Here is a 25,441-nt window from a genome sequence, read left to right on the forward strand (position 1 = left end):
AGCTGTGATCCGAGGGTGTCCGAATGGGGTAACCCAGCCCGAGTGATGTCGGGTTACCAGCGCCTGAATATATAGGGTGTTGGGGGGAACGCGGGGAAGTGAAACATCTTAGTACCCGTAGGAAGAGAAAACACTGGTGATTCCGTGAGTAGTGGCGAGCGAAAGCGGAGGAGGCTAAACCGTGCGCGTGGGATACCTGGTAGGGGTTGCGTGTGCGGGGTTGTGGGACGCTACTGGGCAGATCTACCAGTCTGCCAGCGTTGCTGTGTCGTGTTAGTCGAATAGGTTGGGAAACCTGACCGTAGACGGTGAGAGTCCGGTAGGCGAAAATGCGATCGGTGCGTGTGGTGGTGTTCCCGAGTAGCAGCGCTTTCGTGGAGGGTGCTGTGAATCTGGCGGGACCACTCGCTAAGCCTAAATACTTCCTGGTGACCGATAGTGGATAGTACCGTGAGGGAATGGTGAAAAGTACCCCGGGAGGGGAGTGAAAGAGTTCCTGAAACCGTGTGCCTGCAAACCGTCAGAGCCTTTGGGTGATGGCGTGCCTTTTGAAGAATGAGCCTGCGAGTTACTGCTGCGTGGCGAGGTTAACCCGTGTGTGGGGGAGCCGGAGCGAAAGCGAGTCTGAATAGGGCGTTTTGAGTCGCGTGGTGTAGACCCGAAGCGGAGTGATCTACCCATGGCCAGGGTGAAGCGCGGGTAAGACCGTGTGGAGGCCCGAACCCACCAGGGTTGAAAACCTGGGGGATGAGTTGTGGGTAGGGGTGAAAGGCCAATCAAACTCCGTGATAGCTGGTTCTCCCCGAAATGCATTTAGGTGCAGCGTTGCGTGTTTGCTTGGGTGGGGTAGAGCACTGGTTGGTTGATGGGCCTTCGCGGGTTACTGAGATCAGCCAAACTCCGAATACGCCTGAGTTGAGCGTGGCAGTGAGACGGCGGGGGAGAAGCTTCGTCGTCGAGAGGGAAACAGCCCAGAGCATCGGCTAAGGCCCCTAAGTGTGCGCTTAGTGGGAAAGGATGTGGGATCGCCGAGACAACCAGGAGGTTGGCTTAGAAGCAGCCATCCTTGAAAGAGTGCGTAATAGCTCACTGGTCAAGTGGTCCTGCGCCGACAATGTAGCGGGGCTGAAGCGCACCGCCGAAGCCATGCCAATGACACTGTGGTGTTGTTGGGTAGGGGAGCGTCCTGCATGCGGTGAAGCGCCGGAGTGATCCTGGTGTGGAGTGTGTGGGAGTGAGAATGCAGGCATGAGTAGCGAGTGCAGAGTGAGAATCTCTGCCGCCGGATGACCAAGGGTTCCTGGGGAAGGTTCGTCCGCCCAGGGTGAGTCGGGGCCTAAGGCGAGGCCGACAGGCGTAGTCGATGGATAACGGGTTGATATTCCCGTACCCGTGTTGATGCGTCCATAGCGAAACCTTTGATACTAACCATCTTGGTGTGTGTTGATCCTTTGGGTGATATGCGTGCTGGCATGGGACCTGATGGGGCGGTAGTTAAGTGATGGGGTGACGCAGGAGGGTAGCTCTGCCAGTGAGTGGTTGTACTGGTGTAAGCCTGTAGCCCGGTGTGTAGGTAAATCCGCATGCCTTGTGGGTGAGGGGTGATGCGTAGCCGTTGTGGCGATGTGAGTGATCCCATGCTGTCGAGAAAAGCCTCTAGCGAGTGTCTTCACGGCCCGTACCCGAAACCGACACAGGTGGTCAGGTAGAGAATACCGAGGCGGTCGGGTGAACTGTGGTTAAGGAATTCGGCAAATTGCCCCCGTAACTTTGGGAGAAGGGGGGCCACTGCTGGTGAACCGACGTGCTTGGGGAGCTGGTGGTGGTCGCAGAGGCCAGGGAGAAGCGACTGTTTACTAAAAACACAGGTCCATGCGAAGCCGTAAGGCGATGTATATGGACTGACGCCTGCCCGGTGCTGGAACGTTAAGAGGACCCGTGAACCCTTTGGGGTGTAGCGGAGAATTTAAGCGCCAGTAAACGGCGGTGGTAACTATAACCATCCTAAGGTAGCGAAATTCCTTGTCGGGTAAGTTCCGACCTGCACGAATGGCGTAACGACTTCTCCGCTGTCTCGACCACAGGCCCGGTGAAATTGCAGTACGAGTAAAGATGCTCGTTTCGCGCGGCAGGACGGAAAGACCCCGGGACCTTTACTATAGCTTGGTATTGGTGTTTGGTTCGGCTTGTGTAGGATAGGTGGGAGACTGTGAAGCATTCACGCTAGTGGGTGTGGAGTCGTTGGTGAAATACCACTCTGGTCGTTCCGGGCATCTAACTCGGGTCCGTGATCCGGATCGGGGACAGTGCCTGGTGGGTAGTTTAACTGGGGCGGTTGCCTCCTAAAGGGTAACGGAGGCGCCCAAAGGTTCCCTCAGCCTGGTTGGCAATCAGGTGTTGAGTGTAAGTGTATAAGGGAGCTTGACTGTGAGACTGACGGGTCGAGCAGGTGCGAAAGCAGGGACTAGTGATCCGGCACTGGCTGGTGGAAGCGGTGTCGCTCAACGGATAAAAGGTACCCCGGGGATAACAGGCTGATCTTGCCCAAGAGTCCATATCGACGGCATGGTTTGGCACCTCGATGTCGGCTCGTCGCATCCTGGGGCTGGAGTTGGTCCCAAGGGTTGGGCTGTTCGCCCATTAAAGCGGCACGCGAGCTGGGTTTAGAACGTCGTGAGACAGTTCGGTCCCTATCCGCCGCGCGCGTAGGAGACTTGCGGAAGGCTGTCCCTAGTACGAGAGGACCGGGACGGACGAACCTCTGGTGTGCCAGTCGTTCTGCCAAGGGCGTGGCTGGTTGGCTATGTTCGGGAGGGATAACCGCTGAAAGCATCTAAGCGGGAAGCCTGTTCCTAGATGAGGTCTCCCACCCGTTGTGGGTTAAGGCCCCCAAGAGATGATTGGGTTGACAGGCCAGATATGGAAGCACGGTAACGTGTGGAGTTGACTGGTGCTGATAGGCCGAGGACTTGCTCACAAAGATTGCTACGCACCCACTATACGGTTCTGGGGCAACAACCAGAACCTTTTGATAATTGAACATGTGTCATTCGTGTTCTGACGCCTGGTTTCCCGTCGTTTACGGCGGGGTGAGGGTTGTCGGTGGCGATGGCGGGGAGGGTCCGCCCGGTCCCATTCCGAACCCGGTAGCTAAGCTCCCCAGCGCTGATGGTACTGCACTCGACAGGGTGTGGGAGAGTAAGACACCGCCGACACACTATTTGAAGGGGCCCCTTCTTCCGGAACGGAAGAAGGGGCCCCTTCTCATTTCTAAGGCGGTTCGGAGCAGCGCTGGTGGTGTGACGCGAACTACAGTCGGAGCGTGGACGATGCCAAGCTCAGCAACGACCAGCGCACGCTGAAGCCTCGCAGCAGCGAGGTCACCGAAGGTATGGAACGGGCCGCGGCGCGCGGCATGCTGCGCGCCGTCGGCATGCAGGACGCCGACTTCGCGAAGCCGCAGATCGGGGTCGCGTCATCCTGGAACGAGATCACCCCGTGCAACCTCTCGCTGCAGCGCCTGGCCCAGGCGGCGAAAGAAGGCGTGCACGCGGCCGGCGGCTATCCGATGGAGTTCGGCACCATCTCGGTCTCCGACGGCATCTCGATGGGGCACGTCGGCATGCACTACTCCCTGGTGTCGCGGGAGATCATCGCCGATTCCGTCGAGACCGTGATGGAGGCCGAACGGCTGGACGGCTCTGTGCTGCTCGCCGGCTGCGACAAGAGCCTGCCGGGCATGTTGATGGCCGCGGCCCGACTCGACCTGGCCTCGGTGTTCGTCTACGCCGGTTCGATCCTGCCTGGGCACGTCGACGACCGCGAGGTCACCATCATCGATGCTTTCGAAGCGGTCGGTGCGTGCGCGCGCGGCCTGATCACGCGCGAGGAGGTCGACCGCATCGAGCGCGCGATCTGTCCTGGTGAGGGCGCTTGCGGCGGGATGTACACCGCTAACACCATGGCCTGCGCGGCCGAAGCGCTCGGCATGTCGGTCCCGGGTTCGGCCAGTCCGCCATCGGTGGATCGGCGTCGCGACGCGAGCGCCCGCGAAGCCGGCCGCGTGGTGGTCGGCCTGCTGGCCCGGCAGCTGACCGCTCGGCAGATCCTCACCAAGGAGGCGTTCGAGAACGCGATCGCCGTGACCATGGCCTTCGGCGGGTCGACCAATGCCGTGCTGCACCTGCTCGCGATCGCGCGGGAAGCCGAGGTCGATCTGCGGCTGGACGACTTCAACCGGATCGGCGACCGGGTGCCACACCTGGCGGACGTCAAGCCGTTCGGCCGGTACGTGATGCCTGCGGTGGACCGGATCGGTGGAGTGCCGGTGGTCATGAAGGCCCTGCTGGACGCGGGCCTGTTGCACGGCGACTGCATGACGGTGACCGGTCGCACCGTTGCGGAGAACCTCGCCGAGCTCGACCCTCCGGAGCTGGACGGCGAGGTGCTGCACCAGCTGTCGAACCCGATCCACCCCACCGGCGGTCTCACCATCCTGCGCGGATCGTTGGCGCCCGACGGCGCGGTGGTCAAGAGCGCGGGCTTCGATTCGACGAGTTTCGAAGGTACGGCAAGGGTTTTCGACGGCGAGCAGGGTGCCATGGACGCCGTGGAGGACGGCTCGCTGAAGCCCGGTGACGTCGTCATCATCCGCTACGAGGGGCCGCGCGGCGGGCCGGGGATGCGGGAGATGCTCGCCGTGACCGGCGCGATCAAGGGCGCCGGCCTCGGCAAGGACGTCCTGCTGGTCACCGATGGCCGATTCTCCGGCGGCACCACCGGGCTGTGCATCGGGCACGTCGCGCCGGAAGCGACCGATGGCGGACCTATCGCGTTGGTGCAGGACGGCGACCCGATCCGCCTCGACCTCACCAACCGCACCCTGGACCTGCTCGTCGACGGCGATGAACTCGTGCGGCGCCGCGAGCACTGGTCCCCACCGGCGCCGCTTCTCCGCAAAGGCGTGCTCGGCAAGTATGCGAAGCTGGTCGGCTCCGCGTCGGAAGGAGCGGTTTGCTCGTGATCAAGACCGCAGGCCCTGCTGGGTTGCGGCGGTGCCTGGGCCTGGAGCTGTTCCGCCTCATCCTTGCTGATCGGAGACATCGTGCCGCACCATGTGTAGGTCAGCGTGTACCGGGTGCTGGCCGGGAATAGCGGGACGAAGGACAGCGTGAACTTCGGGACACCCTTGTTGAGGGTCGTCGCGTCCGTCCCGCGGCAGCCCGGGCAGACGAGCAGCAGGCCGGCCAGCCGTTGGACGGTGCTCCGGAATCCTCAGATGATCACATTTCCCTCCCCTCAGCCGGTGTGATCATCACCCGACGTTAGGCCACGTGCCGGCGGGGCGGGGGCCTGAATGCGGCGGGTTGCTACATCGTCGACGGGTGGGAGTGATCACAATTGAAGCGAACGGCCTGTTCACTCCGCCCCTAATGGCGTGAACAGGCCGTTCGCTTCACCTGGTCGGTCGGGGAGTCAGTCCCACTGGAGGGAGCCGCCGGACTGGTATTCGATGACCCGGGTTTCGAAGAAGTTCTTCTCCTTCTTCAGGTCCATGGCCTCCGACATCCACGGGAAGGGGTTGTCGGCTTCCGGGAAGACCGGTTCCAGGCCGAGCTGGGCGCAGCGCCGGTTGGTGATGAAGTGCATGTACTGGGCGCAGAGGCCGGCGTTGATGCCGAGGATGCCGCGGGGCATCGTGTCGCGACCGTAGGCGATTTCCAGCTCACAGGCTTCGGTGAGCATCTGCCGGATCTCGGCCTGGAATTCCTCGGTCCACAGGTGCGGGTTTTCCAGCTTGATCTGGTTGATGCAGTCGATGCCGAAGTTCAGGTGGATCGATTCGTCACGCAGGATGTACTGGTACTGCTCGGCGATGCCGACCATCTTGTTCCGCCGGCCCAGCGCGAGGATCTGCGCGAACCCGGTGTAGAACCACATGCCTTCGAAGATCACGTAGAAGGCGACGAGGTCGCGGAGGAAGGCCTGGTCGGTTTCGGTGCTGCCGGTGGTGAAGTCCGGGTCTTCCAGGCTGCGCGTGTACTGCAGCGCCCAGGCGTCCTTATCGGCGATCGACGGGATCTCCCGGTACATGTTGAACAGCTCGCCCTCGTCGAGGCCGAGGCTTTCACAGATGTACTGGAAGGTGTGGGTGTGCACGGCCTCCTCGAAGGCCTGCCGCAGCAGGTACTGGCGGCATTCGGGGTTGGTGATGTGCCGGTAGACGGCGAGGACGATGTTGTTGGCCACCAGGGATTCGGCGGTGGCGAAGAAGCCGAGGTTGCGTTTGAGCAGCAGGCGTTCGTCGTCGCTGAGGCCGTCGGTGGACTTCCACAGCGCGATGTCGGCCTGCATCGAGATCTCGGTGGGCATCCAGTGGTTGTTGCAGCCCGCGAGGTACTTCTCCCAGGCCCACCCGTACTTGAGGGGGAGCAGTTGGTTGACGTCGGCACGGGCGTTGATCATCGCCTTGTCTCCGACGTCGACGCGCCCACCGGCGCGGTCGATCTCGCCGAGCCCGGCGGCCGAGGATGGGGACTGCAGGGACGTCATGCTGTGTTGCTCCAAGGGAAATCGCGCAGGTCGAGTCCGCGCGTCGAACAGGACTTGACTGGGACCCGGCCTCGGGGTGCCGCAATTTCAATGGAAATCGGCGATTCGATTTCCATTGAAATTGCGGCGTGACCCGGGTGGGGTGTTACTGGCAGGCTTCGCAGTCGGGGTCTTCGACCGAGCAAGCAGCGCCGGTGGCGGTCGGCGCCGTCGGGACGGCGTTGAGCTTGCCGTCGGTGCCGCGCAGGGTGCTCTTCTCCACGTGGGTCGCGCTCGTGGAGCGCAGGTAGTACGTGGTCTTGAGGCCCTTCCGCCAGGCGAGGCGGTAGAGCTCGTCGAGCGTTCGGCCGCTGGGCCGGGAGACGTAGAGGTTCAGCGACTGCGCCTGGTCGATCCATTTCTGCCGGCGTGCCGCCGCCTCCACCAGCCAGCGCGGCTCGATCTCGAACGCGGTGGCGTAGAGCTCCTTGAACTGCTGTGGGATCCGCTCGATCGGCAGCAGGCTGCCGTCGTGGAACTTGAGGTCGGCGATCATCGCCTCGTCCCACAGCCCGGCCTGCTTCAGGTCGGCGACCAGGTGCGGGTTGACCACGGTGAAGTCGCCGGACATGTTCGCCTTGACGTACAGGTTGCGGTAGACCGGCTCGATGGACTGGTTCACGCCGCAGATGTTGGAGATCGTGGCGGTCGGGGCGATGGCCATCACGTTGGAGTTGCGCATCCCGACGGTGCGCACCCGCTCACGCAGCGCCTCCCAGTCCAGGGTGGACGAGCGGTCCAGGTCGACGTCGCCGCCGCGGGCGTCGGCGAGCAGGTCGAGCGAGTCGATGGGCAGGACTCCCTGGTTCCACAGCGATCCGTCGAAGGACTCGTACCGACCCCGATCGGCCGCGAGCTCGCTGGACGCGGCGATCGCGTGGTAGCTGATCTGCTCCATGCTGCGGTCGGCGAACTCGACGGCGGCCTCCGACGAAACCGGGATGCGCTGCGCGAACAGCGCGTCCGCGAAGCCCATGAGGCCCAGCCCGATCGGCCGGTGCCGCAGGTTGGACCGGCGTGCCTCGGGGATCGTGTAGAAGTTGATGTCGATGACGTTGTCCAGCATTCGCACGGCGGTGCGCGTGGTGCGCTCCAGCTTCGCGGCGTCGATGCCGTCGGCGTCGACGTGCCGGGCCAGGTTGATCGACCCGAGGTTGCACACCGCCACCTCGTCGGTGCTGGTGTTCAGGGTGATCTCGGTGCACAGGTTGGAGGAGTGCACGACCCCGCTGTGCTGCTGCGGCGACCGCAGGTTGCACGGGTCCTTGAAGGTGATCCAGGGGTGGCCGGTCTCGAAGAGCATCGTCAGCATCCGCCGCCACAGCTCCACCGCGCGCACCCGGCGGAACACGCGGATCTCGCCGCGGTCGGCGGCCTGCTCGTAGGCGCGGTAGCGCTCGGCGAACGCCTTGCCGTAGAGGTCGTGCAGGTCAGGCGTCTCATCCGGGGAGAACAGCGTCCACTGCTCATCGGCCTCGACGCGGCGCAGGAACTCGTCGGGCACCCAGTTCGCGGTGTTCATGTCGTGGGTGCGGCGGCGGTCGTCGCCGGTGTTCTTGCGCAGGTCGAGGAACTCCTCGACGTCGATGTGCCAGGTCTCCAGGTATGCGCACACCGCGCCCTTGCGCCGGCCGCCCTGGTTGACCGCCACGGCGGTGTCGTTGGCGATCTTCAGGAATGGCACCACACCCTGGGACTTGCCGTTGGTGCCGTTGATGTGGGCGCCGATGCCACGCACCGGCGTCCAGTCGTTGCCCAGTCCGCCCGCGTACTTCGACAGCCGCGCGTTGTTGCTGATGGAGTGGAAGATCCCGGACAGGTCGTCGTCCACAGTGGTCAGGAAGCAGGAGGACAGCTGCGGCCGGGTGGTGCCGGCGTTGAACAGGGTCGGGGTCGAGCACATGAAGTCGAACGTCGACAGCAGGTGGTAGAACTCGATCGCCCGCGCCTCGCGGTCGTCCTCGCGCAGCGCCAGGCCCATCGCGACCCGCATGAAGAACGCCTGCGGCAGCTCGAAGCGGGCGCCGTCTTCGTGCAGGAAGTAGCGGTCGTAGAGAGTCTGCAGGCCGAGAAAGCCGAAGGTCAGGTCGCGTTCCGGCACCAGGGCGCGGCCCAGCCGGTCGAGGTCGAAGGAGCCCAGTTCCGGGTCGAGCCGCTCCAGCTCGACACCGCGGCGCACGTAGTCGGCGAAGTACGCCGGGTAGTGGTCGCGCATCTGCTCCTGGTCGGCCTCCTGCGGCTCGCCCAGGAAGCTCAGCGCCTCGCGGCGCATCCGGTCCAGCAAGAGGCGGGCCGTGACCTGCGAATAGTTCGGCTCGGTCTCGATGAGCGTGCGTGCCGCCATGACCTGGGCCAGCGAGAGCTCGTCGTCGCTGATACCGGCGTAGCCGGTGCGCCGCACCTCTTCGAGCACGGCATCGGCCGACACGCCGGGCAGTCCGGCGCAGGCGTGGTGGACCACAGTGGACACGCGGGTCCAGTCGTTGAGTGTCGCCGTCACGGGCTCTCTCCCTCGCGAGCTCGGCGGACCACGACGGCGCGCGAGGAGACACGGCGGCAGGAGCCGCTGGTCGTCCACGCGGACCCGCCCTCGAAGTCCCGGACAGCACGCTTCGCAGCGTGCACCGGCGGCAGGTCTTCGGACTCACGGGCGGCCTACTGGTCGTGGCTTCCCAGGCTGCTCGCCCAGTGCTCTACCCGCTGCCGTCAGGCAGCCGGGTCACGACGTTCGTTCCCGTTCACCGCTGCGGGGCAGTCCCGGATTCGCACCGGGTTCCCTCTTGCCTCACCGGACGCCTCCGGTGAACCACCAGCGAGCGACACACTACATGTTGGGTTCGGGGAGTGATCGGATGGGCAGATAACGGAGTGTCGTGGTCCTGGTCGACAGTGCGGGCGAGGTGGTCGAGACTTGGCGGCCGGAGGTCGGCGAAAAGGGGTAGCGGTGGACGAGGCGAAACTCCTGTCGTTGGTTTCGGAGTTGACAGCGGCAGAGAAGGCGCGGTTGCTGACCGGTGCCGACCTCTGGACCCTGCACCCGATGCCGAAGATCGGGCTGCGGTCGTTGGTGCTCTCCGACGGGCCGAACGGGGTGCGCGGCACGGCATGGGACGAGCGCGACACGTCGTTGCTGTTCCCGGTGGCGTCCGCGCTGGCGGCGACCTGGGATCGGGCGGCGGCGCGCACCGCGGGTGAGGTGTTCGGCGACGAGGCGCGCCGCAGGGGTGTGCACGTGGTGCTGGCGCCGACGATCAACGTGCACCGAAGTCCTTTCGGGGGCAGGAATTTCGAGAACTTCTCGGAGGATCCGCTGCTGATCGCCGAGATCGGTGCCGAGGTCGTCGCGGGCATCCAGTCGCGCGGGGTGGCCGCGACTCCGAAGCACTACGTCGCCAACGACAGCGAAACCGAGCGGCTGAGCTACGACGCGGTGGTCGACGAGCAGGCGCTGCGCGAGATCTACCTCAAGCCGTTCGAGCGGATCGTGGCGAAGGCTTCGCCGTGGGCGATGATGGCCGCCTACAACTCGGTGAACGGGCGCACGATGACCGAGAATTCCGCTCTGGTGAACGATGTCCTCAAGGGCGAGTGGGCGTGGGACGGGATGCTCATGTCGGACTGGTTTGCCACCCGCTCGCTGGAGGCGGCGGCGCTCGGCGGCCTCGACCTGGCCATGCCCGGCCCGAAAAGCCCGTGGAGCGACGGGAAACTCGCAGCGGCCGTGGCGCGGCGCAAGGTCCCGGAAGAAGTTCTCGACGACAAGGTCCTGCGGGTGCTGCGGTTGGCCGATCGGGTAGGTGCTTTCGAAGATTCCGAACCCGGCGGCGGGCCTTCGGGGGAGGCCAGGCCGGTCATCCGGCGGCTCGCGACGCAGGGATTCGTGTTGTTGCGCAACGAGATCGTCGATGATGCGCCGCTGCTGCCGATCGGCCCGATGGTCGCCAAGGTCGCGGTGATCGGTGAGAACGCCACCATCCCGGTGGTGCAGGGAGGCGGGTCGTCGCACGTTAGCCCGCCGCACGTGGTGACTCCGCTGGATGGATTGCGCGCGGCGCTGCCCGACGCGGATGTGGTTTACCAGCGCGGTGTGCGGCATCGGCGGTTGCTGGACGTGATCCCGCGCGAGGAGGTTGCTGACCCGGCCGGCGAGGGCACCGGTATCCGGGTCGAATACCTCGGTGACAAGGGAGAAGTCCTCGACAGCGAGCTGCGCGGAACCGAGCGGCTGATGTGGCTCGGCGGCCTGCCGCCCGGGGCGAAGGCGTTGCGGTTGCAGGGGAAGCTCCAACTCGATCTCGGCGAGCACGTGTTCGGGGTGAACGGCACCGGGCGCTTCCGCGTCGAGCTCTCCGGCCGGGAGGTGCTGGCTGCGGACGTGGTGCGCACCAACGGGATCGACGACCCGCTGGGCGGCATGCTGGAACCGCCCGAGCAGCGGTTCAACGTCGTGCTCGTCGAGTCGGACTTGGACGCCGACGGCCGGGCAAACATGACCGTCGAGTTCACCCCGCAGCGCCCCGACGCGCTGGTGGCGGTCGGGATCGGGCACCGAGCGCAGGAGTGGGACGACGCGAGCGAACTCGCCGCCGCGCTGGCGATCGCCCGCGACTCCGACGTCGCGGTCGTCGTGGTTGGCACCAACGACGAGGTCGAGACCGAGGGCCGCGATCGCGTCTCGCTGGACCTGCCGGGCGCCCAGAACGAGCTGGTACGCAAGGTTGCCGCGGTGAACCCGAACACGGTCGTGGTGGTCAACGCCGGGTCGCCGGTGCTGATGCCCTGGGCGTCCGACGTCCGCGCGGTGCTGTGGACGTGGTTCGGCAGCCAGGAGTACGGGGACGCGCTGGCCGACGTGCTGCTGGGCCGGGCAGAACCCGGCGGCAGGTTGCCGACCACCTTCCCGGCCGAACTGGGCGACGTCCCGGTGCCGCTGCCCGGCGTGCAGCCGGTGGACGGCGAACTGCACTACACCGAGGGAACCCTGGTCGGCTACCGCGCTTACCAGGATCGGGGCGTCAATCCGGCGTTCCACTTCGGACACGGGCTCGGGTACACGGCCTGGGAGTACCTGGCGGCCGTCGCCGAAGGCGAGGTCGTGCGGGTGAAGCTTCGCAACACCGGCGACCGAGCGGGACGCGAGGTCGTGCAGGTGTACACGGCGGAGCCGTTGCGGCTGGCGGGGTTCGCCGTCGCCGAGGCCGAGGCGGGAGCCGAGGTGTCGGTGGTGGTGGACGTCGAGCCGGGCGGTGAGTTCGCGGTGGGGCGCAGCGCCGGGGACCTGCGGATTCGCGCAGCGAAGAGCCCGTGAGTCCGGCGGACCCACGGGCTCTTCGCTCGGTCACTGCTGCGGGAAGGCCTTCTGCAGGTCGTCCAGGACCAGGTTGGCCGCGATGGGGCCGAGGCCGAGGAACCAGGTGTCGTCGTGCACCTCGACGGCCTTGCCGTTCTTCACGACGCCGAGCGTCGTCCACTGCACGGAGTTGACCACGTCGGCCAGCTGCTGCTTGGCGCTTTCGCCGTAGGCGGCGTAGAACAGCTGGTCGCCGTCGGCCTGGGAGATCTGCTCGCGGCTGATCTTGGTGAAGGTCTGGTCGGTCTGCTGGTTGTCGGGGCGGCCGAAGCCCGCGTCGGCCAGGATCGTGCCGATGAACGAGTCCTTGCCGTACAGGCGGATGTCGCCGGGGATGAACCGCAGCATGCTGATCTTGCGGGCGGCGGGGTCGCCGGCCTGCTTACCGATGTCGGCGGCGCGTTGCTGGTAGGCGTCGAGGATCTGCTGTGCCTCGGCCTTCTTGCCCAGCGCATCGGCGTCGAGCAGGAAGTTCTGCTTCCAGGTCTTGCCGACCTTCTCGGCGAACACCGTCGGCGCGATCTTGCTCAGCGCGTCGTAGTTCTGGTCGTCGCGCACCTTGCTGGAGAGGATCAGGTCGGGCTTGAGCGCGGCGATCTTCTCCAGGTTCGGCGAGCCGATGGTGCCGACGATCTCGATGTTGCCGGCCTTCTCGGCCAGGTACGGCTGCAGGGCCTTGTTGGCGTCCGGCAGCACGGTGCCGACGGGCTTGATTCCCAGCGCCAGCACCGCGTCGAGCTCCCCGGTGTCGAGCACGACGACGCGCTGCGGGTTGGCGGCGATCTTGGTCTGCCCCTTGGCGTGCGTGACGATTCGCTCGTCGCCCTGGGGCGCGGCGGGCTGCTCGGGAGTCGACGAGCCGCACGCGGCGACGGTGCCGAGCGCGAGCATTGCGGTAACGGCCGCGAGCAGTCGACGGGGACGGAACATGGTGCTCCCTGCATTTTTGGTTGGCTCAAAAGTTTGGTAAGCCTAACCTGGCCGGGGGATGGAAACCAGCTTTGAGAGGGTTGTCACGGGTGAGCGGCCGCGAAGGTGATCATGACGTGGTAGAGGGGCGGACATGGAGTCGTTGATCCCGCGGGAGCGCGCCGAGATAGCGCCGGGTGCGGTGCACCTGCCCGACTGGCTCGACCTCGGCCAGCAGCGCGAACTGGTCGTCGCGTGCCGGGAGTGGGCGCGCTCCCCGGCGGGCATGCGCTCCGCGCGGTTGCCGAGCGGGGGAGTGATGTCGGTGCGCACCGTGTGCCTCGGCTGGCACTGGTACCCCTACCGGTACTCGCGAACTGTCGACGACGGAGACGGCTCGCCGGTGACGCCGTTCCCGGACTGGCTCGGTGACTTGGGGCGCAGGGCGCTCGCCGACGTCTACGGCCGCGCCGCCGACGACTACCGCCCGGACGTCGCGCTGGTTAACTTCTACGACGACACGGCGCGGATGGGAATGCACCAGGATCGCGACGAGCAGAGCCGGGAGCCGGTGGTGTCGCTGAGCCTCGGCGACACGTGCGTCTTCAGGTTCGGCAACACGGAGAACCGGAACCGGCCGTGGACGGACGTGGAACTGTGCTCGGGAGACCTGTTCGTCTTCGGCGGCGAATCCCGCCTGGCGTACCACGGAGTCCCGAAGACGCACCCGGGAACGGGACCGAACACAGGCATGACGGCAGGCCGCCTGAACATGACCCTCCGAGTGTCCGGAATGGACTGAAGGTCAACGCCCGTGAGTACTTTGCGGTGCTATAGCACCCCAAACCGCTCACGGCCACTGACCAGCCGCGACCCCTCGTCAGAGCGTGGTCAGGAACATGTAGCCCATACTCAGGGAGAGGACCAGTTCGGTGGTGGCCGTCAGCCTGGGGTGCTCTCGGGGCGGGCGGATCAGGTCGGTTCCGGCGAAGCCGGCGCTGAGCAGGCAGTAGGTCATCAGTACCCAGGCCAGGAGCGGAAAAGCGAAGCCCGCAGGCTGTGCGCCGACGACGGCCAGCGCGCTGCCGTGCGAGTGGCCGGACGAATGTGCGGTGGACAACGACAACAGGCCTGAACTGGGCCCGTGCGGCCGAGCGGCGGCGAACATGTACGCCATGGCCAACCCGCTGACCAAGTGGTGCAGGTAGGTCAGGGCCGCACGCCGACGCAGCGCCAGCACGCCCATCCAAACGGCGTTCGCGACGAACAGCGCAGCCCACGCGCCGGGCGGAATCACCTGGGGCAGGAACATCGCGGACATCCCGATGCCCATCAAGACATGAGCAACGTCCACGCTCCTGCAGCCACCCCAAGCCTCCGGAAGCCGCCAACGGCGGACCACCAGCCGAACCAAGCACGCCAAGGTCACCGCGATGACCGCCCCGCCCAACACCTGGTCGACCACCAACAACCCCCGGCGTCCGATCGGCAACCCGAGGTACCCGATTGTTCGCGCCCCTCCACCCGAGGTCTAGGTCCAGTCGGTGCTTTCAAACACCAACCCGAAGCAACGAAGACCACGACCAAACCCATGCGTCGGCGAAGCCGCACCAAATGCGCACGCCCACAAAAATAGTGACGCCGCTCACCCAAGCAACAAGAAAGCCACCTGCTCCAAAAGGATGCTCTCAAGGCACAGCGCTACCCGGAAGCGTCTCCACGGGATGCGGAACCCCGAAACCAAGCCGCCGCACCGTGGGGGGTTTGGGGGGTTCGACCCCCAATACAATGACGAGATATGAAAACGCGAAACGCCCCGCGTAAGCAGGGCGTCTCGCATATCGAGTGCGCCAACAGGGACTCGAACCCCGAACCCGCTGATTAAGAGTCAGCTGCTCTGCCAGTTGAGCTATTGGCGCTGGCTGTCCGCCAGGTTTTGATCGGCTCGGTTCCTTTTCGGTTCCGCCCCGGTCTCCCTGGCGACGTGGAAAACATTAGCACGGCCCTGGGGGGTGCCGAAGAGGGGGTCGGTTTTGGGGCGGGCGAGGTTGTCGGGGGTGGGGACGCAACCCCGGGGTGGGGTGTTGCGTCTCATGGAGGGTGATCTCGCAGGGGAGATCACCCTATGTGTGCAACCTGGTCCCTTCACTCACTGTCGGGGCATTGCTGCACACTGTTCTCAGGCGTAGCGGCGCATCGGAGCGGACGGACAGTTGCCCATGAGGGAGTGGAGTAATTCGGTCGGGGTGCCCGTACGGGTGTCACGACTGCTGACTATGTTGATCTTCGGTTTGGCGGCGTTGCTCGTCGCCGGCTGCAGCGGGTCCGGTTCCACGGCGTCCGGCGAGGTGGCGTCCGCGCCGACGTTGGAGCTGGCACCGCAGAACGGGGCCAAGGACATTTCGCCGACCGGCCCGATCAGCGCGAAGGCGATCAACGGCAAGATCGTCGAGGCGGTGCTGACCAACGCGGAAGGCGACGCGATGGCCGGCTCCATCGCGCCGGACGGGGCCGGCTGGGCAACCACCGAGAAGCTCGGTTACGGCACGACCTACACGCTGTCCGTGACCGCGCAGGGGGCGAACGGGCCGGCGATCACCCAGCAGTCCACCTTCAGCACCATTTCACCCGGCAATCAGACCTTCGTGTCGATGAACCCGCTGGACGGGCAGACCGTCGGCGTCGGTCAGCCGCTGGCGTTCTACTTCAGCGCGAAGGTCCCGGCGCCGGACAAGGCGAAGGCCGAGGAAGCGATCAAGATCCGCACCGAGCCGGCGGTGGAGGGCGCTTTCTACTGGTTCAACAGCCGCGAGGTGCACTGGCGGCCGAAGGAGTACTGGAAGCCGGGCACCAAGGTGTCGATCGACATCGACGTGTACGGAAGGGACCTCGGCAACGGCGCCTGGGGCGAGGAGGACCGCAAGGCGACCATCACCATCGGCGACGCGGTCGTGCTGAAGGCCGATGGCGCCACCCACAAGATGACCATCGAGAAGAACGGCAAGCTGCTGCGGACCATGCCGGTGTCGCTGGGCAAACCGTCGTTCCCGTCCAACAACGGTGTGCACGTGGTCACCGAGCACCACGCTACGAAGATGATGGACTCCTCCACCTACGGCCTGCCTGTCGAGGCGGGCGGTTACCGCACCGAGGTCCAGTGGGCGGTCCGGATCTCCAACGGCGGTGAGTTCCTGCACGCCGCGCCGTGGTCGGTGGGCGATCAGGGGCGGCGCAACGTCAGCCACGGCTGCATCAACATGAGCATGGCCGACGCCAAGTGGGTCTTCGACCTGCTGAAGAAGGGCGATGTCGTGCAGATCACCAACTCAGGCGGGCCGAACCTGCGCGCCTGGGACGGTTTCGGAGACTGGCAGGTCCCGTGGGCCCAGTGGGTGCAGGGCAACAAGTGAGTTGAAGCCGCCGGTGGTCGTTCCGGCCGGAACGACCACCCGCGGCCACCAGGACGATGATGAAGAAAGGCCCCGTTCCAACTGGAACGGGGCCTTTCTTCATCGGGTGAGTGACGGGAATCGAACCCGCGACACCTGGGACCACAACCCAGTGCTCTACCGACTGAGCTACACCCACCGTGGCCGCTCAGACTAACCCTCTCGGGCACCCTTGCCGGAGCAACGCTCATATCGTAGCGTGCGCCGTCACCCGGTTTTCCACCGGCTCCGGTTTATCCGGAGCGCGCTGGTCAGCGGCCGGATTCCGGGTTCTGGCCGGACTCCTCGCGGGCCTTCTCAGTGCCGCCGACGCCATCGCCGTCGAGCAGTTCGGCCGCCACCGCCTGGGCCTGTTCGCTGGTCGGCCCCGGCTGCGGGACGAACGCGGTCCGCCGGTAGTAGGCGAGCTCGCGGATGGACTCCCGGATGTCGGCGAGCGCGCGGTGGGCGAGGCCCTTCTCCGGCTGCGCGTAGTAGATGCGCGGGTACCAGCGGCGGCACAGCTCCTTGATGGACGACACGTCGACCATCCGGTAGTGCAGGTGGGCGTCCAGCCGCGGCATGTCGCGGGAGATGAAGCCACGGTCGGTGGCGATCGAGTTGCCGGCCAGCGGCGCGGACCGGCCGTCGGGCACGTACTGGCGGATGTAGTCCAGCACGCGCTGTTCGGCCTCTTCGAGCGTCACCGTGGAGCGGCGTACCTCTTCGGTAAGCCCGGAGCGGTCGTGCATCTCGCGGACCACGTCGGGCATTCCGGCGAGCTTCTCCTCGTCGGCGTGGATAACGATGTCCACGCCTTCGCCGAGGATGTTGAGGTCGGCATCGGTGACCAGGGCGGCGATCTCGATCAGCGCGTCCTTGCCGAGATCGAGACCGGTCATTTCGCAGTCGATCCACACTAGACGGTCGTTCACCCGAGGCAGCCTAACTCGACACGAGGGGTGATCGTGCGGCCCTGCCGGTCAGGCGTCCAAGCGGGCGAGCAGTTCGCGAGGCACGACCTTGCCGGTGGCGTTGCGCGGCAGCTCGTCGAGGAACACCACATCGCGGGGCATGGCGAATTTCGGCAACCGGCCACGGACCCGCTCACGCAGCTGCTCGGCGTCTAGGCGGCCGTCGGCTCGGAGCACCACGAACGCCGCTAGCCGCTGCCCGAACTCGGCGTCGTCGACTCCGATGACGGCGGCCTCGGACACCTCCGGCAGGCCGGCGATGACGTCCTCGGTCTCCTTGGGGTAGACGTTCTCGCCGCCAGCGATGATCATGTCGTCTTCGCGGCCGACGACGAACAACCGCGCGGCGGCGTCGAACCGCCCGAGGTCTCCGGTCGACATCAGGCCGTCGTGGGTCTCCCGGCTGCTGCCGTTGGTGTAGCCCTCGAAGAGCATGTCGTTGCCGGCGAAGATCCGCCCGGTCGCACCGCGGCGCACCGGGGTTCCGTCATCGCCGAGGATGCGCACCGTCGTCCCGCGCGGCGGTCGGCCCGCCGTGCCCGGGGCGGCGCGCAGGTCGTGCGGTGTCGCGATGCTGACCCAGGACACCTCGGTGGAGCCGTAGAGGTTGTAGAGCACCGGCCCGAAGGCGCGCTGGAACCTGGTGGCCAGGTCGGCGGGCAGCGCAGAGCCGCTGCTCGCCACGACGCGCAACGTGCTGTGGTCGTAATCGTCGCGGACCCGTTCGGGGAGCTCGAGGATGCGCTGGAGCATCACCGGCACCATGAACATCGATGTGCACCGGTTGCGCTGCACCGCGCCGAGCGACTGCTCGGGGTCGAACCGGCGGCGCAGCACCAGCGTCGCGCCGAGCACGGAGCCGAGCTGGAACGCGGCGAGGCCCCAGGTGTGGAACAGCGGTGCGCTGACCAAGATCCGGTCCCCGTTGCGCAGCGGCACGCGGGACAGGATCGACGCCGCGGGCGCGAGCCCCGGCGGATCGGGGCGGCGGGCGCCCTTCGGGGTTCCGGTGGTGCCGGAGGTGAGCACGATCATCCGGGAGTGCCGCTTCGGCCGGGGCAAGTGCTTGGCCGAGGACGTGGCGATCAGGTGCTCCAGCGTGTCGTGCCGGGTGGTGCCTTCGGTCCACGCCAGCACGGCTTCGACGTCTTCGGGCAGGTCCGGCAGGTGGGCGCGGTATTCGGCGTCCAGGACCAGCAGGCCGACCCGCTGCTCGGCGATCACGTTGGCGAGCAGCGGGGTGCTCAGGCCCGTGTTGAGCAGAACCACGTCTATGCCGAGCTTGGCGGCGGCGACGATCGTCTCGATCGGCCCGTGGTGGTTGTGGCACAGCACGCCGATCCGGGTGCCTCGGGGAACCCGGTTGCGCAGGCCGTTGGCGAGCCGGGTGGTGCGTTGCGAGAGCTCGGCGTAGCTGAGCGCGCCACGCTCGTCGATCACGGCCGGGCGGTCGGCGTGGCGCACCGCGCCGACGGCGAAGCCCAGCGGCGGGGTGATGCCCCAGCGGCGCCAGGCGAGGACGATGCGCAGCAGCTTGTCCGGCCGAAGCGGGCTGATCACGCCCTGCTTGGTCAGGACGGACACCGTGTGCAGGCCCGACGTCCCGCGCCGGAGCAGCGCGACTGATCGTTGCCAGAACGTGCTCACGCAGTCACCTCTCGGTTGCCAGGCTACCGGGAGTGGATGATGCCGCGAGCGGACTTGCGGGGGAAGACTGCGATCGTGAGCGCGGCGGCGGACGGACCGCCAGCCACCGCGCTCACGAGGGGATTCATTCCATTGCGGCGGCCACCACGATCGCGTCGCGCAGGGCAGCGCGAAGTCTGCCGACCTCCAGCGGGGAAAGCACCGCGGTCTCGCCCGCTGGAGCGATCACCACCACGTTCCCCTGGTTGATCAACACCGACATGTCACGACGTCTGCCGGCGACATCGCGGCAGCTCACGTGCCACTGCCTGGCGGGCTCCACGTTCCCAGCCTCCCTGTTGCAGTCCGCGCGCTCTGCCTCCCGCGCGCGGTTGTTGATCGAGGGACGCAGCTGGACGCGCACCGTGACGGCGGTTCTGCGCATAAGCCACCCGAAAACTTCAGGTTTACCCCTGGTAAGGGGAACCGATACGCAGAGTGTCCGCAATTTCAATTGAAACTGCGGACACGGGCGGGGTCGGCCGGTCTTCAGACCGGGCGGACCACCAGGCCGTTCGGTTCGGCGGTGAAGGTGACCGCGGCTTCCTCGAAGTCGGCGATCGGCAGCTCATCGCGCACCAGCCGGTGCGGCGCGTCGAAGGCCTCGACCCGGATCTCGCGGGTGGTCAGCGTCCGCTCCGGGAAGTCCGCGCCGCCGACCTGGACCTGCAGCTCGCCGCCCTGCACCGTCATGGTCAGCCAACCGCCGGGCACCGTCAGCTGCTCACCGTCGGAGGTCAGGACCAGCCGGCTGGCACCGGGGTTCTCGGCGCGCACGGCGACGTGCGAGATCGCGACGTCGCGCTGGCCGGAGTCGCCGGCCAGCGCGATCACGTCCCGCTTGACCTCCTCGGCGGGGCCGTCCCCGGGCTTCGGCGCGAGCACCGGGGCGCGCAGTTCGGCGGCCACCCGGTAGGGCTGCCACGATCCGGCGCCGATCAGGTTGACCACCGCGGTGATCTCGACGTCGGCCAGCAGCCGGTCGCTGCCGGGAGCCGGAGTCACTTCGACCGCGGCGACGTCGCGCCGGTTCAGCAACTCGCGCAGCGCCTTCGCGCGCTGCCTGCTGTTGCGGTCGAATCCGCGGGTGATCGCCACCGTCCCCGAACCGGCGGCCGCCACGGCGGCTTCGGTCAGGTCCGCCAGCGGGGCCCAGATCCGGGCGGGATCCTCCGGCCGGGGCTGCCGGCGGGAACGGGCGAAACTCGGGGCATCGGTCGTGGTTTCCATCATCAACCACTTTAGTCCGCGGCGAAGGGTTGCCTGGCCTGCCGGTGGTGACCTTCACGGTGTGAATTCGATCGCTGTGCCGGGTCGGGCGCCGGGCGAGCGGCCGTGCGCCTGATCGACTGAGGGCGCCGAGGGCGTGGTCGCGCGGCGGTCCCGGTTGTTAGGTTGGTGGCAGTGACGCGGGGTGCCTGGGCTGCCGGGCTGAGAACAGACCCGTTGAACCTGACCTAGCTCGTACTAGCGGAGGGACGTCATGGTTCCCAATGTGCTGACCATCGCAGGCACCGACCCCAGCGGCGGCGCCGGTGTGCAAGCCGATCTGAAGACCTTCTCCGCGCACGGCGCCTACGGCATGTCCGTGATCACCGCGCTGGTCGCGCAGACCACCACCGGTGTTTCCGAGGTCCACGAGGTGCCGCCGGAGTTCATCACCGCGCAGCTGGTAACGCTGCTCGACGACGTGCGGGTGGACGCGGTCAAGATCGGCATGCTGGCCAACGCCGAGGTGATCCGCGCGGTGATCGGGGTCCTCGACCGCTACTCGCCGCCGCACGTCGTGCTGGACCCGGTGATGGTCGCCAAGAGCGGTGACCGGCTGCTCGCGCCGGAGGCGGTCAGCGTGCTGCGCGACGAGCTGTTGCCGCGCGTGGACCTGATCACCCCGAACCTGCCCGAGACCGCCGATCTGCTGGGCGAGCCGGAGATCACCGACCCCAACGACATGCCCGCGCAGGCCGAGCGGCTGGCCAGGCTGGGCGCGAAGCAGGTGCTGCTAAAGGGCGGTCACCTCGACGGCCGGTCCAGCGTGGACCTGCTCTACGGCGAAGGGATCGCCGAGTTCCTGTCCAGCGAGCGCGTCGTGACCACCAACGACCACGGCACCGGCTGCACGCTGTCGGCCGCGATCGCGGCGCTGCGTCCGCAGCGCGCAGACTGGCTCGACGCGGTGCGCGAGGCCAAGGAGTACCTGACGGAGGCGCTGCGCGCTTCCGACCGGCTCGACGTGGGCCACGGCCACGGCCCGGTGCACCACTTCCACCACTGGTGGTGATCGACGCTCCCCGGTGTCGTGAGCGCTTTTGGTTGCCATAGCGCCGAAAAGTGCTCACGGGGGCCCCGCACCACAGGTCGAGACAGCTACGAGAGGTTCTGATGAGCAAGCTGCCCGCTCCGCCCGCCGACGGTTTCTGCGCCGAGGCTTGGGCGCACACCGCCGATCTGCAGCAGGCGATCGTCGAGCACCCGTTCAACGCCGCGCTCACCGACGGCACCCTGGACCGCGACCGGTTCGCGTTCTACATCGTGCAGGACGCGCGCTACCTGGTCGGTTTCGCGCAGGCGCTGGCGGCCGCCGCGACGCGGGCCGACAACGCCGAGGACGCGGCGTTCTTGGCCGGTGCGTCCCAGGGCGCACTGGTCGAGGAGCGCCGGCTGCACGCCGGTTACGTCGCGGAGTTCGGCCTTACCGACGCCGAGATTGCCGGGGTCGACACGTCCCCGTCCTGCCTGGCCTACACCTCGTACCTGCGGGCGACCGCGCTGACCGAGCCGTATCCGGTGCTGCTGGCGGCGATCCTGCCGTGCTTCTGGGTGTACCAGCACGTGGGCACCGCGATCCTGGAAGCCACCGGTGGTGCCGAAGATCATCCGTACCGGGCGTGGATCCAGACCTATGCCGACGACGAGTTCGCCGAGGCGGTGCTGACCGCGCGCGACCTCACCGACCGGGTCGCCAAGGGAGCCGACGCCGAGACCCGGCAGCGGATGCTCGACGCGTTCACCCGAGCGACTGAGTACGAGTGGCTGTTCTGGAACAGCGCTTGGATCAAGGAGGAGTGGCAGACTTCGCGATTCCTGAACTAATCGCGAAACCCCTTGCAAGGTGGGCAGGAACGCACTTCGGCCCAGTGTGATCCGGTGCACGAACGGGGCCGTAACGAATCGCGAGCCGAAGCGATTCTCCCAGCGAGACGCCCGTCCGGGCGGGGACTTGGATGTGGGTTCTTCCCACCGTAGACGGAGTTTCGACGACAGTGGGCAATTCTATTCTGATTGTTCTGATGGGCATGCTGGTGCCCGTGTTAGCGGCTGCGCCGTTCTACCTCGCCGACCGCCGTCGGGAGCAGCAGGATGCCGTCGAGGGCGATGAATAGGTCAGCCCCCGTAGATCTTCTTCGCGAGTTCTTCCTTGCCCCGCTTGAGTTCCTGCAACGTATTGGCGGCGAATCCACGGCTGGTCGGCATGGCCGGGATCCGCAGGCCTTCGCTGAGCGTCCAGCCGGAGCCGCAGTCGATCAGCGACCGGTGCTTGTTGGTGTAGTAGCCGGAGTTGATCGACACCGCGACCCCGTGCGCTCCGGCCGCGGCCGCCATCAGGTGCACGTGGAACCGGCTGGACAGCCAGCGCTGCCCGGCCGCCGCGGGCAGCCCGTCGGCCATGATCTCGGAGAACGGGTAGAAGCGGGCGCCCGGTAGGTCGTGTTCCACCAGCGCGAAGACCTCGCGGTCCACGCGTGGGATGCCTTCGACGAAGCCGACTTGCTCGGGGCGCACGCCCCATTCGCCCAGCGTGTCCAACAGGAATCCGGCGAGCGCGGGCACCGAATCGTCGAGCAGGTCCGACTGCAGGCACACCATGACCTCGCGCAGGTCGTCGTCCCGGTACATCCCGGGTTCGACCCCGAAGAACATGTCGTCGCCGGTGTGCGAGGTGGCGCTGGACAGCGCCGCCGACGGCTCGTCGCGCACGTCGACGACCTCGAACTGCGCGGCGAGGTTGCGCAGCAGCGGTTCCGCTTCGTCGGCGACCGGCGACAGCCCTTGGCCGGTCATCACCGCCCGGCCGCCGGAACGGCGCGTCGCCGCGACCGCGGCCGCGAGCAGGCCGATGTGCCGCGGCCAGATGCCGTTGACGAATCCGCCGCCGACGATGTGCACCAGGTCGGCGCGGGCCGCCAGTTCGATGCCGGCCACCCATCGCGGCGCCAGCCCCGGGTTGTTGAACGCGTGCTGCACGAACGACGCGACCTCCCACGGCCCGTCCGACGGGGCCTCCCAGCACAGCCGCCATAAGGTGTCGGTGAACCGGACCCGCGGATGCAGGTGGCCGAGCAGGACGTCGCTCGGTCCCGGGTTGGGGCAGTCCACCCAGATCTCGCTGTCCGGCGCGACGCGTGCCAGGTGCTTCAACCAGGCGGCGGCGATCAGTTCGTCCCCGTAGTTCGGGTGCCCGGTGGTGGCGACGAGGTAGATGGTGGGGGGCTTCGTCAACGGTGGGGCTCCAGCCTTCGGGGTGCCGAGTCCCTTTCGAACGTAGCAACGACGAAGCCCCGACCGCCGTGCTTGGTGACGTCTCGCACCCCACCGCCACCGCTCGTACCAATTAGGGTGGCTAACTTTACCGGCAGCGGCGTGGGCAGCTGCCTGCTGGTCAACGACTCGGATGTGCTCGCCCTGCGCGCCGAGGCGGAGAACGCCGAGGTGCTCGACCGCGTGCAGGACGTGCTCGGCCGCCACCTCGAGCGCTTCGGTCAGCGCGACGAGCTCAAGGTCAACTGGTCGAACGACTGAGTATTAACAGTCGCGATGATCATGCAGAGGTTGGCGATCGGCATCAGCCGCTTCCTGCCACCAGCGCAGCTCGCGCCACCGCAGGTTCTCATGCGTCGTCATGCATGAGTCGGGGACCCTGGACCGAGAAGGCAGCTGAGGTTCCACTACACGGCTCGCACAACGACCCGGAATTCGCTATTCCTTGCTGATCTCGTCGCGGATGCGGGCCAGACGCTGGCGGGAGCGGTTGAACTTGGCCTCGAAGTGCTTCTCGAACAGGTCCGTGGGCAGCTGCGGGACCTCCGCCGGCTCCGCCGGACGCTGCCGCGGTGCGACCGGCGCCGGCCGGGATGCCTCCGGCTCGGCCTCGGGCCTGGTTTCTGCGTCGGACCCGGTTTCGGGTTCGTGTTCGGTCGCCGATGGCTGGTTGTCGGTGCTCGGCCGCCGGGGGATGACCGTCGGCGTCGCCGGCTTGACCGGGGCGGCCGGGGTGCGCAGCGCGTGCCTGCCCTTCGGGGCGGTCGCTGGTTCGGCGATGCCGCTCTCGGCGAGGCGTCGGTTCGCGCGGTTGAGCAGCGGCCAGAAGATCAGCGTGGCCAATGCGAAACCGGTGACGAACATCAGCACGAGCAGATCCACGAGTAGCTCCGATCAGTTCTGTCTGGCGGGGCCTGTCTGCGGGGCGGCGCCGTTGGTGTGCGGCCGCTCGATGGGAATGGTGTAGGTCTGCGCGTCGTCGCGCTGTTCGGGCAGCCGCACCGGCTGCTGTTCGACCTGCTTGATCCGCTCCACCTGCTCGACATGCCGGTCCCGCGTGATCTGGTCGATGTCGTCGGCGATGTCCGGAACCGGGTCGCGCAGTTCCGCGACGGACTGGTCCAGCAGGTGCTGAGCCTTGTCCATTGCGGACAGGACCGAACTGCGCAGCTCCTCCAGCCGGAGCTGCTTGGTGCGGATCTCTTCCAGGGCTTCCAACCGCTGCTGCTCGGTCTCGGCGTCCCACTGGCCGCACTGCCGCCGGGTCTGGTCGATCAGCTGGTCGGCTTCGTCCTGGGCGGCCGACATGGTCCGCTTGTACTCGTTGCGGATGTCCTGCCGCAGCCGCTGTTCCCGGGAGCGCAGGTCGCTGACCTTCTGGTCGTGCTCGCGGTGCAGCCGCGCGCGTCGCTCCTCGACGTCGGTGACCAGCTCGCCGCACTCGTTGCGCAGCTCGGTGGCGGCTCGCTGGGCCTCGTTGAGCAGCTCGCGCGCCTCGGTTTCCGCCGTGCCCCGGATGATCTCGGCCTGCCTCCTCGCCTGGTCGCGCAGGGTCTGCACCTCTTCTTCGGCGATCGAGAGCATGTTCTGCACCCGCTGGGAGGCGGCGGGCAGCCCGGTGTCGGAGGACTCGATCTGCTTGAGCCGCTGCTCGGCGGCGTCGAGGTTGCGGCGGGTGTCGTCGCAGAGCTTGCGGAGGTCGGAGTTGAGCTGCGCGGCCTCGTTGCGGTCGATGGTGACCAGGCGCAGCTGGTCCTCCAGCAGTTCCAGGTGTTCGATGACCTGGTGGCGGTTGAAGCCGCGCACCTGGATGTCGAATCCCGGCCGGAGCGGCACGATGGAGTCGGCGTCTTCCATTGGTGAACTCCTCTCCGGACGGTCTGGGCCGATTCGATAGGTCGGAGAGTAGGGGCGATGGTGCGGGTTCGCCCAGCGGAAAACAACGATCATCACCGGATCAGGTG

18 protein-coding genes, 2 tRNA genes, 2 rRNA genes and 2 riboswitches (1 of these 24 only partly in view) are annotated in these 25,441 nt (G+C 66.8%); of the genes, 9 read left to right on the forward strand and 13 right to left on the reverse strand.

The features are described from left to right. The 3 genes from FDZ84_RS18000 to ilvD all read left to right on the forward strand — a co-directional run. Positions 1-2,977, forward strand: a 23S ribosomal RNA gene (locus FDZ84_RS18000); it begins 95 nt to the left of the window's first position. A 121-nt stretch (positions 2,978-3,098) separates the two neighbouring features. Continuing rightward, a 5S ribosomal RNA gene (gene rrf, locus FDZ84_RS18005) occupies positions 3,099-3,215 on the forward strand. Between the two features lie 107 nt (positions 3,216-3,322). Then, positions 3,323-5,023, forward strand: a complete 1,701-nt coding sequence (gene ilvD / locus FDZ84_RS18010) for a dihydroxy-acid dehydratase (RefSeq protein WP_168586867.1) — start codon at positions 3,323-3,325, stop codon at positions 5,021-5,023. 452 nt (positions 5,024-5,475) lie between these two features. Here ilvD and FDZ84_RS18015 read toward each other — a convergent pair whose 3' ends face one another. Both FDZ84_RS18015 and FDZ84_RS18020 read right to left on the reverse strand, forming a co-directional pair. Continuing rightward, positions 5,476-6,552, reverse strand: a complete 1,077-nt coding sequence (locus FDZ84_RS18015) for a ribonucleotide-diphosphate reductase subunit beta (RefSeq protein WP_168586868.1) — start codon at positions 6,550-6,552, stop codon at positions 5,476-5,478. Between the two features lie 145 nt (positions 6,553-6,697). Further along, positions 6,698-9,091: a ribonucleoside-diphosphate reductase subunit alpha gene (locus FDZ84_RS18020; RefSeq protein ID WP_246869079.1), complete on the reverse strand. Its 2,394-nt coding sequence runs from the start codon at positions 9,089-9,091 to the stop codon at positions 6,698-6,700. 111 nt (positions 9,092-9,202) lie between these two features. After that, a riboswitch (cobalamin riboswitch) is annotated at positions 9,203-9,417 on the reverse strand. A 118-nt stretch (positions 9,418-9,535) separates the two neighbouring features. Between FDZ84_RS18020 and FDZ84_RS18025 the strand changes: the two genes are divergently transcribed. Beyond that, positions 9,536-11,899: a glycoside hydrolase family 3 protein gene (locus FDZ84_RS18025; RefSeq protein WP_168586869.1), complete on the forward strand. Its 2,364-nt coding sequence runs from the start codon at positions 9,536-9,538 to the stop codon at positions 11,897-11,899. Between the two features lie 30 nt (positions 11,900-11,929). On the opposite strand, the gene FDZ84_RS18030 is transcribed toward FDZ84_RS18025, so the two are convergent. Then, positions 11,930-12,871: an ABC transporter substrate-binding protein gene (locus FDZ84_RS18030; RefSeq protein ID WP_168586870.1), complete on the reverse strand. Its 942-nt coding sequence runs from the start codon at positions 12,869-12,871 to the stop codon at positions 11,930-11,932. Positions 12,872-13,004: 133 nt separating this feature from the next. Between FDZ84_RS18030 and FDZ84_RS18035 the strand changes: the two genes are divergently transcribed. Next, the gene (locus FDZ84_RS18035; protein ID WP_168586871.1) at positions 13,005-13,652 is read left to right on the forward strand and encodes an alpha-ketoglutarate-dependent dioxygenase AlkB; all 648 of its coding nucleotides are present in this window, start codon (positions 13,005-13,007) and stop codon (positions 13,650-13,652) included. A gap of 78 nt (positions 13,653-13,730) precedes the next feature. Here the strand turns inward: FDZ84_RS18035 and FDZ84_RS18040 are convergent, their stop codons facing one another. Both FDZ84_RS18040 and FDZ84_RS18045 read right to left on the reverse strand, forming a co-directional pair. Continuing rightward, complete coding sequence (locus tag FDZ84_RS18040) at positions 13,731-14,342, reverse strand: DUF5134 domain-containing protein (protein ID WP_168586872.1); 612 nt, start codon at positions 14,340-14,342, stop codon at positions 13,731-13,733. 354 nt (positions 14,343-14,696) lie between these two features. After that, positions 14,697-14,769 (reverse strand) — tRNA-Lys (locus FDZ84_RS18045). A 357-nt stretch (positions 14,770-15,126) separates the two neighbouring features. Here FDZ84_RS18045 and FDZ84_RS18050 point away from each other — a divergent pair. Beyond that, positions 15,127-16,260 carry an Ig-like domain-containing protein gene (locus tag FDZ84_RS18050; RefSeq protein WP_168590153.1) on the forward strand — a complete coding sequence of 378 codons (1,134 nt, stop codon included), beginning with the start codon at positions 15,127-15,129 and terminating at the stop codon, positions 16,258-16,260. 105 nt (positions 16,261-16,365) lie between these two features. On the opposite strand, the gene FDZ84_RS18055 is transcribed toward FDZ84_RS18050, so the two are convergent. The 5 genes from FDZ84_RS18055 to FDZ84_RS18075 form a co-directional block, all read right to left on the reverse strand. After that, positions 16,366-16,438, reverse strand: a tRNA-His gene (locus FDZ84_RS18055). A 112-nt stretch (positions 16,439-16,550) separates the two neighbouring features. After that, positions 16,551-17,213, reverse strand: a complete 663-nt coding sequence (gene orn / locus FDZ84_RS18060; protein ID WP_168586873.1) for an oligoribonuclease — start codon at positions 17,211-17,213, stop codon at positions 16,551-16,553. A gap of 48 nt (positions 17,214-17,261) precedes the next feature. Beyond that, entirely contained in the window at positions 17,262-18,899 is a 1,638-nt protein-coding gene (locus FDZ84_RS18065) for an AMP-binding protein (RefSeq protein ID WP_168586874.1), read from the reverse strand. Positions 18,900-19,023: 124 nt separating this feature from the next. Next, positions 19,024-19,323 carry a hypothetical protein gene (locus tag FDZ84_RS18070; RefSeq protein ID WP_246869302.1) on the reverse strand — a complete coding sequence of 100 codons (300 nt, stop codon included), beginning with the start codon at positions 19,321-19,323 and terminating at the stop codon, positions 19,024-19,026. A 104-nt stretch (positions 19,324-19,427) separates the two neighbouring features. After that, positions 19,428-20,171, reverse strand: coding sequence for a hypothetical protein (locus FDZ84_RS18075; protein ID WP_210435604.1), 744 nt, complete (start codon positions 20,169-20,171; stop codon positions 19,428-19,430). A 167-nt stretch (positions 20,172-20,338) separates the two neighbouring features. Beyond that, positions 20,339-20,434: riboswitch (TPP riboswitch) on the forward strand. Here FDZ84_RS18075 and thiD point away from each other — a divergent pair. Both thiD and tenA read left to right on the forward strand, forming a co-directional pair. Continuing rightward, positions 20,422-21,219 (forward strand): bifunctional hydroxymethylpyrimidine kinase/phosphomethylpyrimidine kinase, encoded by a 798-nt coding sequence (gene thiD / locus FDZ84_RS18080; RefSeq protein WP_168586875.1) that lies wholly within the window; start codon positions 20,422-20,424, stop codon positions 21,217-21,219. Its footprint overlaps the riboswitch before it by 13 nt. A gap of 101 nt (positions 21,220-21,320) precedes the next feature. After that, positions 21,321-22,031: a thiaminase II gene (tenA, locus tag FDZ84_RS18085; RefSeq protein ID WP_168586876.1), complete on the forward strand. Its 711-nt coding sequence runs from the start codon at positions 21,321-21,323 to the stop codon at positions 22,029-22,031. A gap of 291 nt (positions 22,032-22,322) precedes the next feature. On the opposite strand, the gene FDZ84_RS18090 is transcribed toward tenA, so the two are convergent. After that, positions 22,323-23,438, reverse strand: a complete 1,116-nt coding sequence (locus FDZ84_RS18090; protein ID WP_168586877.1) for a polysaccharide pyruvyl transferase family protein — start codon at positions 23,436-23,438, stop codon at positions 22,323-22,325. A gap of 117 nt (positions 23,439-23,555) precedes the next feature. Between FDZ84_RS18090 and FDZ84_RS18095 the strand changes: the two genes are divergently transcribed. Beyond that, positions 23,556-23,738: a DUF2218 domain-containing protein gene (locus tag FDZ84_RS18095; protein WP_246869080.1), complete on the forward strand. Its 183-nt coding sequence runs from the start codon at positions 23,556-23,558 to the stop codon at positions 23,736-23,738. Between the two features lie 177 nt (positions 23,739-23,915). Here the strand turns inward: FDZ84_RS18095 and FDZ84_RS18100 are convergent, their stop codons facing one another. Next, positions 23,916-24,359: a hypothetical protein gene (locus FDZ84_RS18100; RefSeq protein ID WP_168586878.1), complete on the reverse strand. Its 444-nt coding sequence runs from the start codon at positions 24,357-24,359 to the stop codon at positions 23,916-23,918. 12 nt (positions 24,360-24,371) lie between these two features. Further along, a complete protein-coding gene (locus FDZ84_RS18105; RefSeq protein WP_168586879.1) occupies positions 24,372-25,334 on the reverse strand; it encodes a hypothetical protein in 963 nt (320 codons plus the stop codon). Positions 25,335-25,441: the final 107 nt, after the last annotated feature.

It is taken from the genome of Saccharopolyspora sp. ASAGF58 (genome assembly GCF_012277335.1).
Classification (GTDB): domain Bacteria; phylum Actinomycetota; class Actinomycetes; order Mycobacteriales; family Pseudonocardiaceae; genus Saccharopolyspora; species Saccharopolyspora hattusasensis.

Coding starts and splice junctions, on each gene's coding strand:
- FDZ84_RS18015 (WP_168586868.1), bottom strand. CDS start 6,552: ATGACGTCCCTGCAGTCCCCATCCTCGGCCGCCGGGCTCGGCGAGATC.
- FDZ84_RS18030 (WP_168586870.1), bottom strand. CDS start 12,871: ATGTTCCGTCCCCGTCGACTGCTCGCGGCCGTTACCGCAATGCTCGCG.
- FDZ84_RS18035 (WP_168586871.1), top strand. CDS start 13,005: ATGGAGTCGTTGATCCCGCGGGAGCGCGCCGAGATAGCGCCGGGTGCG.
- FDZ84_RS18050 (WP_168590153.1), top strand. CDS start 15,127: ATGTTGATCTTCGGTTTGGCGGCGTTGCTCGTCGCCGGCTGCAGCGGG.
- FDZ84_RS18070 (WP_246869302.1), bottom strand. CDS start 19,323: ATGCGCAGAACCGCCGTCACGGTGCGCGTCCAGCTGCGTCCCTCGATC.
- FDZ84_RS18075 (WP_210435604.1), bottom strand. CDS start 20,171: ATGATGGAAACCACGACCGATGCCCCGAGTTTCGCCCGTTCCCGCCGG.
- thiD (WP_168586875.1), top strand. CDS start 20,422: ATGGTTCCCAATGTGCTGACCATCGCAGGCACCGACCCCAGCGGCGGC.
- tenA (WP_168586876.1), top strand. CDS start 21,321: ATGAGCAAGCTGCCCGCTCCGCCCGCCGACGGTTTCTGCGCCGAGGCT.
- FDZ84_RS18105 (WP_168586879.1), bottom strand. CDS start 25,334: ATGGAAGACGCCGACTCCATCGTGCCGCTCCGGCCGGGATTCGACATC.